Origin of the sequence: Sphingomonas olei (assembly GCF_045369765.1) — a bacterium.
Lineage (GTDB): Bacteria > Pseudomonadota > Alphaproteobacteria > Sphingomonadales > Sphingomonadaceae > Sphingomonas > Sphingomonas panaciterrae.
Genome location: NZ_JBIQEU010000002.1, coordinates 229,874 through 242,046 on the forward strand (window position 1 = coordinate 229,874; position 12,173 = coordinate 242,046).

At 64.9% G+C, this 12,173-nt stretch carries 13 protein-coding genes and 1 tRNA gene; 13 read left to right on the top strand and 1 reads right to left on the bottom strand.

What is annotated here, in order from left to right; translation table 11 throughout:
- Positions 1-33: 33 nt before the first annotated feature.
- The 5 genes from bamA to ACH0BU_RS03635 all read left to right on the top strand — a co-directional run bounded on the left by bamA (position 34) and on the right by ACH0BU_RS03635 (position 4,467).
- Positions 34-2,763 carry an outer membrane protein assembly factor BamA gene (gene bamA / locus ACH0BU_RS03615; RefSeq protein WP_082103107.1) on the top strand — a complete coding sequence of 910 codons (2,730 nt, stop codon included), beginning with the start codon at positions 34-36 and terminating at the stop codon, positions 2,761-2,763.
- Positions 2,763-3,398 (top strand): OmpH family outer membrane protein, encoded by a 636-nt coding sequence (locus tag ACH0BU_RS03620; RefSeq protein WP_245995330.1) that lies wholly within the window; start codon positions 2,763-2,765, stop codon positions 3,396-3,398. The genes bamA and ACH0BU_RS03620 overlap by 1 nt, the downstream gene beginning before the upstream one ends.
- Before the next feature lie 11 nt (positions 3,399-3,409).
- Positions 3,410-3,886, top strand: a complete 477-nt coding sequence (fabZ, locus tag ACH0BU_RS03625; protein ID WP_500263777.1) for a 3-hydroxyacyl-ACP dehydratase FabZ — start codon at positions 3,410-3,412, stop codon at positions 3,884-3,886.
- Positions 3,887-3,987: 101 nt separating this feature from the next.
- Positions 3,988-4,218, top strand: coding sequence for a 50S ribosomal protein L31 (rpmE, locus tag ACH0BU_RS03630; RefSeq protein ID WP_046410564.1), 231 nt, complete (start codon positions 3,988-3,990; stop codon positions 4,216-4,218).
- Positions 4,219-4,377: 159 nt separating this feature from the next.
- Positions 4,378-4,467: transfer RNA gene (locus ACH0BU_RS03635), tRNA-Ser, on the top strand.
- Positions 4,468-4,505: 38 nt separating this feature from the next.
- Here the strand turns inward: ACH0BU_RS03635 and ACH0BU_RS03640 are convergent.
- Positions 4,506-5,294, bottom strand: a complete 789-nt coding sequence (locus tag ACH0BU_RS03640) for a DUF1206 domain-containing protein (RefSeq protein ID WP_500263778.1) — start codon at positions 5,292-5,294, stop codon at positions 4,506-4,508.
- A gap of 255 nt (positions 5,295-5,549) precedes the next feature.
- On the opposite strand from ACH0BU_RS03640, the gene ACH0BU_RS03645 reads away from it, so the two are divergent.
- The 8 genes from ACH0BU_RS03645 to ACH0BU_RS03680 all read left to right on the top strand — a co-directional run bounded on the left by ACH0BU_RS03645 (position 5,550) and on the right by ACH0BU_RS03680 (position 12,166).
- On the top strand, positions 5,550-6,533 hold the full coding sequence (locus ACH0BU_RS03645) for an SDR family oxidoreductase (protein ID WP_500263779.1): 984 nt from the start codon (positions 5,550-5,552) through the stop codon (positions 6,531-6,533).
- A 9-nt stretch (positions 6,534-6,542) separates the two neighbouring features.
- Positions 6,543-6,719: a hypothetical protein gene (locus ACH0BU_RS03650; RefSeq protein WP_496002849.1), complete on the top strand. Its 177-nt coding sequence runs from the start codon at positions 6,543-6,545 to the stop codon at positions 6,717-6,719.
- 48 nt (positions 6,720-6,767) lie between these two features.
- Entirely contained in the window at positions 6,768-7,403 is a 636-nt protein-coding gene (locus ACH0BU_RS03655; RefSeq protein ID WP_500263780.1) for a glutathione S-transferase, read from the top strand.
- Between the two features lie 133 nt (positions 7,404-7,536).
- Positions 7,537-8,559 (top strand): lytic murein transglycosylase, encoded by a 1,023-nt coding sequence (locus ACH0BU_RS03660; RefSeq protein WP_500263813.1) that lies wholly within the window; start codon positions 7,537-7,539, stop codon positions 8,557-8,559.
- Positions 8,560-8,578: 19 nt separating this feature from the next.
- Positions 8,579-9,400, top strand: a complete 822-nt coding sequence (locus ACH0BU_RS03665) for an SPOR domain-containing protein (protein ID WP_164518882.1) — start codon at positions 8,579-8,581, stop codon at positions 9,398-9,400.
- Positions 9,401-9,432: 32 nt separating this feature from the next.
- On the top strand, positions 9,433-10,596 hold the full coding sequence (locus ACH0BU_RS03670; RefSeq protein WP_432430993.1) for a D-alanyl-D-alanine carboxypeptidase family protein: 1,164 nt from the start codon (positions 9,433-9,435) through the stop codon (positions 10,594-10,596).
- A complete protein-coding gene (gene tmk / locus ACH0BU_RS03675; RefSeq protein ID WP_145119105.1) occupies positions 10,593-11,219 on the top strand; it encodes a dTMP kinase in 627 nt (208 codons plus the stop codon). The genes ACH0BU_RS03670 and tmk overlap by 4 nt, the downstream gene beginning before the upstream one ends.
- Complete coding sequence (locus ACH0BU_RS03680) at positions 11,216-12,166, top strand: DNA polymerase III delta subunit-related protein (protein WP_500263781.1); 951 nt, start codon at positions 11,216-11,218, stop codon at positions 12,164-12,166. Before tmk ends, ACH0BU_RS03680 begins: the two co-directional genes overlap by 4 nt.
- The last annotated feature ends 7 nt before the right edge of the window (positions 12,167-12,173 follow it).

The following is a 12,173-nucleotide window of genomic DNA, read 5'->3' on the forward strand; positions in this document are numbered from 1 at the left end:
GTGCAGGGGCTTGTTTGGGCTTACCGGGGTGGAATGGTGACTATTTTGAACACTTCGTTTGCTCGACCGCGCGCTGCGGCCATGCTGCTCGGCTGCACGATGCTGACCGGCATTCCGTCGGTCGCGCTTGCGCAAGGTGCGCCCGCTACGGCCCAGCCTGGTGCGGCGGCTCAGCAGCAGGTCGCGCCGGCACCTAGCGCTACGCCGGTGGAGCGGACGATTCGCTCGCTCCGAGTCGAAGGCTCGCAGCGTATCGAGCCCGATACGGCGCTCAGCTACACGAAGCTGCGGATCGGACAGCCGTACACCAACGAGTCGCTCGATCAGGCGATCAAGGATCTGTACGCCAGCGACCTGTTCGCCGATGTGACCGTCGCAGGGGCGGAGACCGGCGACATCGTGCTTCGGGTGCGTGAGAACCCGATCATCAACCGCGTGATCCTTGAGGGCAACAAGCGCCTCAAGGACGACAAGATCACGAAGGAAATCAAGCTTAAGCCGCGGCAGGTCTTCACCCGCAGTGCCGTGCGTCAGGACGTCGCGCGTATTGTCGAGCTTTATCGCCGCCAGGGCCGGTTCGGCGCGAGTGTCGAGCCCAAGATGGTGTCGCTTGATCAGAACCGCGTCGACGTGGTGTTCGAGATCAGCGAAGGGCCCAAGTCCAAGGTTCGTCAGATCAACATCATCGGCAACGAGGTGTTCGACGACGACAAGCTGCGCGAGCAGATGGCAACGAAACAGGCGCGCTTTTTCCGCCTGCTGTCGTCCAACACGACCTATGATCAGGACCGACTGGCTTATGACCAGCAGAAGCTGCGCCAGTTCTATCTGACCGAAGGCTATGCCGACTTCCGCGTCACGAGCGCAGTAGCCGAGCTGACGCCGGACAAGGAAGACTTCATCATCACCTATGTGGTGGAGGAGGGGCCCCGCTATAAATTCGGCGACATCACGGTCGACAGCGACATCCGCGACTTCGACGACAAGGCGCTGGCGAAGACGCTGCCGCTGAAGAAGGGTGATTGGTACAACGCCAAGCTGGTCGAGGACACGGTCGACAGCCTCAGCCAGACCACGGGTCTGTTCGGCTACGCCTTCACCGAGATCAGCCCTGAGTTCCAGCGCGATCGCGACTCGCTGACGATGTCAATCAACTTCCACATCGGCGAGGCGAAGCGCACCTACGTCGAGCGAATCGACATCACCGGCAATACGCAGACTCAGGACAAGGTGATCCGCCGCGAGATCCGTCTTGCGGAAGGTGACGCATTCAACAGCTTCCAGGTGCGGCGTTCGCAGGACCGCATCAACAGCCTGGGATTCTTCCAGGACAAGTTCGAGATCAAGCAGACGCCGGGTTCAGCGCCGGATCGCGTCATCCTGGGCGCCAACGTCGAAGAGCGCGCCACGGGCGAACTGCAGCTCTCCGCGGGCTTCTCCAGCCTCGAGCGCTTCATCCTTCAGTTCAACCTGACGCAGCGCAACTTCCGCGGCAAGGGCCAGGAACTGCGCTTCGGCGTCAACTATTCTAGTTATTCGAAGTCGGTCGAGCTCGGCTTCACCGAGCCTTATCTGTTCGACAAGAACATCGCCGTCGGCGTCGACGTGTTCCGGCGCGACTTCAACGCGTTCAACTTCGTCAACAACCGCCGCGAAACCACTTATAGCCAGGTGTCCACCGGCTTCCAGGTTCGTGCCGGCGTGCCGCTGACCGAATATTGGTCGCTCTCGGCACGTTACGGGCTGTCGTATGATGAGGTGACGCTGGATCGTACCGCGTTCTTCCGCGATGGTCAGTGCGATCCACTGCTCGCGGGCCGCTATCTCTGCGACGCTCTGGGCAATCGTCTGACGTCGTCGGTCGGTTATTCGCTGATCTACGACAGCCTGAACAGCCGCCTGCGGCCGTCGGCGGGGCAGCGCTTTACCTTCAGCCAGGACTTCGCCGGGCTGGGCGGTGACGTGAAGTACCTGCGGACGCGCGCGGACGCGGCCAAATATTGGGGCATCGGCGGCGGGTTCATCCTCTCGGCGCTTGCTGAAGGCGGCTACATTCACGCGCTTGAAAGCAGCCCGCGTCCCGGCGTAGATCCGATCCGGATCACCGACCGCTTCTATCTGGGTGAGCCGCAGTTCCGCGGCTTCGACATCCGCGGCGTCGGCCCGCGCGTGCTGCGCCAGTATTTCACGACCGACGCCAACGGCGCGCAGGTTCTGATCACCGATCGCGATCAGATCATCGACGACGCGCTGGGCGGCAAAGCCTATTATCTTGGCCGCATCGAACTCGAGATCCCGTTGGGTTCGGGCGCGCGCGAGCTGGGCTTGCGTCCGTCGGTTTATGTGCAGGCCGGCAGTCTGTTCAATATCACACGGCCGGAACCGACCGCGGTATTCCCCACCACCACGGATGCGAACGGCAACACGGTCGTCTTGCCGCTTCCGCTCAAGGATGCCGCGGGCAACCCGCTCTACTTCTACTCGACGCCAGCCGGTGCGAACGTCTCGACTACCTGCGCCGCCGGTATCCCAGACGGCAGCGGCGGTTGTAACGGCATCATCCCGAACTCGCCGCAGATCGCGTCTCAGCCCTTTGTCGAGACCTTCCTCGGCAATTCCGCAAAGCCGCGTCTGTCGATCGGTTTTGGTGTGAACTGGACGTCGCCGTTCGGCCCACTTCGCATCGACGTTGCCCGCGCTCTCATCAAGCAGCGCGGCGATGACCCCAAGCTTATCACTTTCAACGTAGGGACTCAGTTCTGATGACCAAGTTCAAGCTCATGCTGATGGCTGCCGCGATCGCAGTCCCCGGTACGATTGCCGCCGGCGGCGCCGCTGCGCAGGTGTCCGGCATCGCTGTCGCGAACCCGGAACAGGCCGTTGCCAATTCGAAGGCGTGGACTGCGGCTCGCGCGCAGATCCAGTCGACGTACAAGACCCAGCTGGATCAGGCGAACACGCGCCGCAACGCGATCCAGGCCGAATTGCAGCCGCTGGTGACCGCATATCAGACGGCAGCGCGCGCACCCGGCGCGACCGAAGCATCGCTGCGTCCGCAGGCGCAGGCGATCCAGACCAAGCAGCAGGCAGCGCAGCAGGAACTCACCCGCCTGACGCAGCCGGCGCAGCGCGCAGAGGCCTATGCGATCGAGCAGATCAGCGCGAAGCTGAACGACGCCGTTCAGGCCGCAGTGCGCGCCCGCAACGTGTCGTTGCTGCTGCGTCCTGAAGCCGCGCTTTTTGCCCAGCCGGCCGCTGACATCACCTCGTCGATAACCGCTGAGCTCGACAAGGCAGTGCCGAGCGTCGGGATCACCCCGCCGGCGAATTGGCAGCCGGGCGGCCAGGGCCAGCAGGGCGCCGCACCGGCTCCTGCTGCGCAGACGCAGGGCCGCTGAGCCAGCACGGGATGACCGACGTGCAGACCAAGGCCGCCCTCGGCCCGCTAGATGTGACGCGGGTAATGGCGGCGCTGCCGCATCGCTATCCGATGCTGCTCGTCGACCGGGTCGAAACGCTCGTGCCTGATCAGTCGATCGTCGCGATCAAGGCGGTGACGATCAACGAGGGATTCTTCCAGGGGCATTTCCCCGGTCGGCCGATCATGCCGGGCGTGTTGATCGTCGAGGCGCTCGCACAGGCGGCGGGCGTGCTTGCGGTCGAAAGCCTTGGCCTCGCCGGCACGGGTAAGCTGGTCTATTTCATGTCGATCGACGGCGTGAAGTTCCGGAAGCCGGTCGAACCCGGTGTCTTGCTTCGGCTGGAAGTCAGCTTCGTTCAAAAGCGTGCGCGGGTGTGCAAGTTCGCGGGACGTGCCTTGATCGAAGGCGAGCTGGCGGCCGAGTGTGAGTTCACCGCCATGATCGCGGATCCACCTGCGGCCTGATCGGCAGCGACCATAGCAATGATTGCGTGGGCCGCGCTCCTCTGTTAAGCGCGCCGCTTCCTTTCGGCTGGTCGGTAACCAGCCACGTCGGAGATTGAGTTGTGAAGAAAGATATCCACCCCGATTACCACATGATCAAGGTCCAGATGACGGACGGCACGGTGTACGAAACCCGCTCCACCTGGGGCAAGGAAGGCGACACCATGACGCTCGAAATCGATCCGCTGGCGCATCCGGCATGGACCGGTGGCAAGGGCCAGATGCTCGACACCGGCGGTCAGGTGGCGCGATTCAACAAGCGCTTCGGTGGCGGACTTACGCTTCGCAAGTAACCTCCACCTGCTGATCGCAGGAGCCGCGACTTTTCGTCTCGGCTGACATATGGGCCGGCACCTTTGATGGGCCGGCCCTTTTATTTTGTGCACAATCGCTTGTCGGAGATGACAACGCAGTGGCGCTTGTCTTGATCGCAGGATAGGAGAGCCGTCCCCGGACGGGTGGCCGAGTGGTTTAAGGCAGCGGTCTTGAAAACCGCCGTAGGTTTACGCTTACCGTGGGTTCGAATCCCACCCCGTCCGCCATCACGTTGCGTCGCCGAGGTCGACGCGCCTGCAGCCCGCTACGACCAGCTTGTCGCGCGGCGGATCGCTTGGTCGACCGGCACGTCGTGCAGCCTGCGATAGCGCGCTTCGACAAGGGTGAATAACCCAAATGCGAGCAGGCCTGCGCTGATGATCACGTCAAAGGGGCTGCTGAGCCATGCGAGGACACGCGCCATGCCGCCGGCCTCGTCTGCCTGGCCTTCCATTCCGGCGCGAACAAGGAAGTAGCCGCTGATCAAGAACACCAAACCACGCGCGGCGTAGCCGGCACGACCGCACCATTGCACCCAGGGACGGCGGGCAATCGATGGGTCAATGTAGCGCAGGAATGATCCCTTCACCGCTTTCATGAGCTGTACTGCGGCGACCGCGAGCAGGATGATGCCGCCCACGATGACGAGTGCCCATCCACCCGGCATCTGCAGGGCAGTCTGTGTGCCTTCCTGCGTACCGTCACCCGACAGCGCCACGCCGCGCACCAGACGGACCGATTGCCAGCTAAAGAAAAGGTGCACGACACCGCTGGCTCCGGCCCCCAGCCGCTCGAAAACGCCTCTACGGTCTGATCCGTGGCGTTCGAGGTCAAAGGCGGCATCGGTCAGCCTCCATATGCCGTAGGCGGCGAGTCCCGCCGCCATCACGCCCAGCAGGAATTGGCCGCCGCCTTCGCGAAGATATTCCAGCGCGCCGCTCTGGTCTTCTGCCCGCCCGGTACGCAGGACCAGCACCGCGATGACGATGTATAGCAGTCCCCGCGCCGCGAAGCCGATCCGGGTCAGGGTAGTCAGGCGCGCATTGGCGTTCATGTGAAGCTCCTCACGGTGCCAAACAGCAGTGAAGTATGAACGTTCCTGCGTTGGATCATGGCCCTTCGAAAATGATGCTGGTGCCAAGTTACAGCGCCCTTGCGTCAAGGCTGTTGAGCTTCGTCTGGAGAGGGTCGCAAAGCCTGGGGTCACCTCTCCTTTGCCGCACCAGCAAAACGCCAAGTATTTGCGGCGCCAAGGGAACTACTGTGATCCTGCGAGCGCTGTGGAGGCGCGTTTTGCTGGAGCTTCCTCATGCCCGATACCGACCGTCGCACCTTTGTTGCAGGTGTTGCTGCACTGTCGGCCGCGTCCGCGACGTCGGCAGCAGCGCAGGAGAACAATTCGCGGCCAGCGGCGATGACCCCGGCAGCCGCGGCCTATCCCAAGCCGCCGTTCCCGGTTCAGCGGCAACCTTGGCCCGGCCTGGCATCGAAGATGACGCCCCGGCCGGACCACGGCGAGCAGAGCTACAAGGGCTCGGGCAAATTGGCGGGCAAGAAGGCGCTGATCACCGGAGGCGATAGTGGTATCGGTCGTGCCGCCGCGATCGCCTACGCGCGCGAGGGCGCCGACGTGGCGATCAACTATCTGCCGGCCGAGGAGCCGGACGCTCGTGAAGTCGTAGCGCTGATCGAAGCGGAAGGTCGGAAAGCCGTTGCGATCCCCGGCGATTTGCGGGACGAGCGGTTTTGCCGCCGCTTGGTCGAACAAGCGGCCGCGCAACTCGGCGGGCTGGATATTCTCGTCAACAATGCCGCCCGGCAGCAAACGCGTCCTACGATTGCCGACATATCCAGCCAGGATTTCGACGATACGATGAAGACCAACGTCTACGCGCCATTCTGGCTCACCAAGGCAGCACTGGAGAAGATGGGCCCGGGCGCTGTCATCGTGAATACGTCATCTGAACAGGCCGGAGATCCGTCGAAGGATATTGTTGACTACGCCATGACCCGGGCGGCGGTCCTGAATTTCACCAAGGGGATGGCAAAGCAGCTGGCGTCACGCGGCATTCGCGTCAACGCGGTTGCCCCGGGGCCTTTCTGGACGCCGCTCCAGGTGAGCGGCGGCGCCACGCCGGAGAAGCAACGCACCTTTGGCGCCAGCGCGCCGCTCGGCCGACCGGGGCAACCGGCGGAAATCGCGGCACTTTACGTTGCGGCCGCCGATCCAGCACTCAGTTTCTCCACCGGTCAGATATTCGGGGCGAGCGGCGGCAATGGGCAGCCGGCCTGAGGCACAGTCATGATTGAGGTGGAGACACTACAGGCGGCTATTGCTCATCTTCAGCGGTTTCGTGCCAACCTGTACGATGGGGACGAGGTGGATGTGGAGAGCGGCCTGCGCGCGGCCGATCTGGATATAGTGCTGGCCGCGGCCGAGCGTCAGCTGGAGTCAGATCGGCTCACTGCGGCGGGGTAGCGGCCAGCAGTTACTATCATCCAAGCTTTCTCTATAAGTAAGCCGCTGATGGTCGAGCACATCCTCTACAGCTTCCGACGTTGCCCCTATGCCATGCGTGCGCGGCTTGCGCTGTCGGCCAGCGGCATTCGCCACGAAGTGCGCGAGGTTCGGCTGTCCAAGAAGCCGGAAGAGCTGATCGCGGCTTCTCCCAAGGGAACGGTGCCCGTACTGCAGCGGTCCGATGGCGTGGTGATTGATGAAAGCCTCGCGATCATGCGCTGGGCGCTGGGCGAGAATGATCCGCAAGGGTGGCTTGAGCGGGATGACCCTGCGCTGATCGACGCCAATGACACGGCCTTCAAACATGATCTCGATCGGTACAAATATCCCGATCGCCACGGGTCTGATCCGATCGCGCACCGCAACAATGGCCTGGGCTTTCTCCAGAAGCTTGAGGCGCGTCTCGCCCGGTACGAGCAGCTTTTCGGGAATGCGCCCGGGTTGGCGGATGCGGCGATCATGCCGTTCGTCAGACAGTTTGCGGCCGTCGACCCAAGTTGGTTCGCCACGCTGCCGCTGTCCAAGGTGAAGGCGTGGCTGGCGCAGCATCTCGCCTCCGAGGCGTTCGAGCGGATCATGTTCCGTCTTCCGCCCTGGTCGCCCGGTGACGTGCCGGTCATCGTGAATGGCGGCCCATCGTAGCGATCCAGATGGCACAAGGGCGCAGATCCTCGGCGAGGGAAGGGTGCGGTGACTTGTGCCGCAGCAACGACAATTGCCGGTTCCGCCGAACTGGTGGCTGTGCCACACAGAGGTGGTGCACGTTTCCAACTTCATCGTTCGTCTCTCGACCCTGGCAGCTTGTGCAGGCGCGCTTGCCGTAGCGGCACCCGCCGTCGCCCAGGACGAGGCAGGCTTTCAGGCCTATCTGCCGCAGCTTCGGGCGCAGGCGATCCGCGAGGGCGTTCGCCCGGCGACGGTGGACTCCGTCCTTCCCACGCTGACGTACAATGCGCGCGTCGTAGAGCTCGATCGTGGACAGCCGGGAAACCCGCAATCCACCCGCATCCCCCCGTTCGCGCCGTACAAGGCGCGGCATGTCGATGCCGCGCGCATCGGACGCGGGCAGAAGGCCTATGCGGCCAATCGGGCAAAGCTGTCGCGGGTCGAGGCCACCACCGGCGTCCCCGAATCGATCATGGTGGCGATCTGGGGCCACGAGACGAATTACGGTAGTTATACCGGCAACTTCGACCTGCTCCGCAGCCTCGCGACGCTCGCCTATGAAGGGCGCCGGCGGCAGCTGTTCGCGGGCGAGTTCGTCGCGACGCTCAAGATCATGGATCGAGGGATCCCGCGCGAGACGTTGAAGGGAAGCTGGGCAGGGGCCACCGGCAATCCACAGTTCCTGCCCTCCATGTACCTGCGCCTCGCCGTCGACGGGGACGGCGACGGACGGGTCGACATCTGGAACAGCCAGGCCGACACGCTGGCATCGATCGGCAATTACCTGCTGAACGCCGGCTGGCGGGCGGGGCAGCCCTGGGGCTTTGCCGTATCCGTCCCGGCGAGCTTCAATCGCGCCACGCTGACCAACCGCTTGGTGTCCCCGCGGTGTCCGCGCGTGTTCGAGCGTCACAGCAACTGGCGCACGATGGCGGAATGGCGCGCGGCCGGAATCATGCCGCAGGGCCGAAGCTGGCCAGCGGACGATGTGCTGGCGACCCTGATGGAGCCTGATGGCCCGGGACAGACGGCCTATCTGCTGACCAGCAACTATCGCGCCATCCTGGACTATAATTGCTCAAATTTCTACGCGTTGTCCGTGGGGCTGCTGGCCGATGCGGTCGAGCGCTAGGACCGTTGCCGGGTCGTTGATGCTCGGGCTGGCGTATCCCGCAACGGCGATGGGCCTGCAGGATACGCCCAGCAACCAGGAAACGGGGGCACCGCGTCCTCCTCTGCCGCCCGAAGCCGGACAGGTGGAAGGGCCAGTCGGCACCTCAGGCGCAGGACCAGCACGCTACGATCGCGTCGGCTACGCCCGCACTGCCGGGGGAGTGGGCGGCACCGATGCCGCGTTGAAGGCGGGGGCGGGGGGGACGGCACACGCGACATTGGCCCCGGGCAGCGCGGTGGAGATCACGTCGCTAGATACTGGTCGCACCATCGTGACCCGTGTCGCTGAACGGTCGCCCTTGCCGGCAGGTTTCGAGATCATCCTCTCCCCAGAAGCGGCCCGGATGCTCGCGCTGTCGCGCGAAGGGGCGTCGGCGGTTCGGGTGCGCGGTGTCACGCATCAGGGAAGCCTTGCCGGCGGCGTGTCAGCAGCGCAGCTAGATGCGCCGCCAGCATTATTGGCGGCGCTCCGGCGGCAATTGCCCGCTGCTCAGGCGCGTCCTGCAGCCGTTCCTCCGGTTAGCCGTCCCGAATCCGTTCCGGCTCGGGCGCTGCCAATCGCCGCACCTGCGCCGCCCCCGCCGACAAATGGTCGTTCCTACGCCGTGCAGGTGGCCGCGCTAAGCAACCAGGCGCGCGCCGAGGCGATCGCCAAGCAGCTGGGCGGTACTGCCCAGCGCGGCGGCGCGCTGTTCCGGATCCGCCTTGGCCCATTTTCGTCGCGCATCGACGCCGAACGGGCGCGTGACGCCGCCGTTCGCCGCGGCTATGGCGATGCTGCCATCATCGTTCAGCCCTGATATCACCGAGTAGAGCGTCCATGACCAAGCTAATGTCCTACCTGGCCGTGCCCGCAATCGCACTGTCGGTCGCCTATCCCTCCGTTGCCGCTGCGCCGCAGTTCCAGACCGTCGCGCCCGTCGCCTTCATGAAGGATCTGTCGTCGGGCGCCGTGCTCTTTGCCAAGGACGCCGATCGCCGGATGCCACCCGCCTCGATGGCGAAGATGATGACGGCCTATGTCATCTTCGACATGATCAAGCGCGGCGACCTGAAGCTGGATCAGGAATTCGAGGTTCGCCCGGAAACCTGGCGCAAGTGGCATGGCCCGTCCGCGGGCTCGACCATGTTCCTGTCGCCGGGCGAGAAGGTTTCGGTCGAGAACCTGCTGTACGGCGTGGTGGTCCTGTCGGGCAACGATGCGTGTGTCGTGCTGGCCGAGGGTGTTTCGGGCACCGAGGAAGCGTTCGTCCAGCGGATGAACGAGGCGGCGCAGAAGCTCGGCCTCAGCAACAGCCATTTTGGCAACTCGAACGGCTGGCCTGACAATGGCGTCACCTATGTCACGGCGCGCGACCTCGCGAAGCTGGCCGGTGCGACGATCGAGGAGCATCCCAAGCTCTACAAGCAATTCTACTCGCGGCGTGAATTCACCTGGGGCAAAACGCTAGGCTCGGGGAACGCAATCACCCAGGCCAATCGTGACCCGCTGCTGGGGCGCGTGGCCGGCGCCGATGGCCTGAAGACCGGTCATACCGAGGAAGCGGGCTATGGCTTCACCGGATCGGCGGAACAGAACGGCCGGCGTTTGGTGATGGTCCTGGCCGGGCTCAACACCTTCAACCAGCGGGCGAGCGAGTCCGTCCGCTTCATGGATTGGGGCTTCCGCGCCTGGCAAGCGAAGCCGATCGTGAAGCAGGGGCGCAAGGTGGCGGACGCTGCCGTGCAACTGGGCGATTCCTCCACCGTCGGGCTGGTCGCCCCGCGTGACCTAAAGGTTGCGCTTCCGGCGGGTGCGGTGCCGGCGATGAACGCGAAGGTGGTGTATCAGGGCCCGATCAAGGCGCCGATCAAGGCGGGGACGCATGTCGCCGACCTGGTCGTGACCTCGCCCGGTCTGCCGGAGCAGGTTCTGCCCCTGGTTGCCGAGACCGATGTCGAGGAAGCCGGCTTCTTCGGTCGCGCCTGGGCGGGTCTTACTGGACTGTTCAGTTGAGCGGGCGCTTCCTCTCGCTTGAGGGCGGAGAGGGGGCGGGGAAATCGACACAGGTACGGGCGCTCGCCTCCGCGCTGGAGGCGCGTGGTCTTTCGGTGCTTGTGACGAGGGAACCCGGCGGCAGCGAAGGTGCCGAGGCCATCCGCGCGCTGCTGATGCAGGGCGATGTGGCCCGCTGGAGCGCGCATGCCGAAACCCTGCTGTTCGCCGCTGCCCGGGCCGATCACGTGGAAAAGGTCATCCGCCCTGCTCTGGAAGCGGGGACGTGGGTGATCACCGATCGGTTCATCGATTCCACGCGCGCCTATCAGGGCGTCGCCGGGGGCATTGATGACGCCGCGATCCTCGCGCTGCACGGCTTCGGGACGCGAGGGCTGTTGCCGGACCGGACCTTCGTGCTCGACGTGCCGGTTGCGGAGGGTGCGCGTCGCGCCGCCATGCGCGACGGCGAGATGGCGGACCGCTTCGCCATGCGCGGGGAGCACTTCCACGCCAATGTGGCACGCGCCTTCCGCAGCTTTGCGTCGCGGGAACCCGGACGGTTCCGCATCGTGGATGCCAACCGGGCGACGGGCGACGTGACCGCCATGCTGCTGGCGGAGCTGAGCGACCTGCTGCCGTGAGCCGGGTGCGCGGCAATGCGGCGGCGCAAGCGCTTTTCCGGTCCGCGATGGATGGCGGAACGCTGCACCACGCCTGGCTGCTCACCGGCCCGCAGGGAGTTGGCAAGTCGACCTTCGCGCGCGAGGCTGCGACCAGCCTGTTGAGCGAAGCCGCACGGGACCTGGGTGGCGCGCGAACCCGTGCCCTCATCGAGGCGGGGTCGCACCCTGATTTCCGCGTGCTGGAGCGGTTGCCAAAGGACGGCAAGCCCGACGCCGAATTAGCGCGCAGCATCACGATTTCTCAGGTGCGCAGCCTCAATCCCCTGTTCGCGACCACGCCATCGTTGAGCTCGCGGCGGGTCATCCTGATCGATGCGGTCGACGATCTCGAGCGGTCGGGCGCGAACGCATTGCTGAAAAATTTGGAGGAGCCGCCCGCCGGCACGATCTTCCTGCTGATCAGCCACGCGCCGGGGCGGCTTCTGCCGACGATTCGGTCGCGGTGCCGGCTGCTCCGGTTCGAGCCGCTGGATCGGGAAGACATGGCCGCAGCCCTCGACGCCCTTCTGCCAGAAGCGACATCGGACGAGCGTGACACCCTGATCCGTGTCGGGATGGGCTCACCGGGGCGGGCGCTTCGCTCCGCCGGGCTGGGGCTTGAGAAGATCGACGAGGCGCTGCAGCGCATCGCGCGAGACGGGGATCGCGACAATGCAGAACGGGTTCGCTTGATGCGGGCGCTTTCGCTGAAGGCCGCGCAGCCGCGCTACGAAGCATTCCTTGATCGTGTTCCCACCTTCCTCGCGGAGCAGGCGCCGTATCGTAGCGGTCAGGCGCTGCGTACCGCACTGGACGCCTATGATGATGCCCGGCGGATCGCCTCTAGTGCGCGCGCCTTGTCGCTCGACGCGGGGGGGACGGTGTTTGAACTGGCAGGGGTGGTCGCGCGGCTCGCGCGGGGGTAGAGGCGGG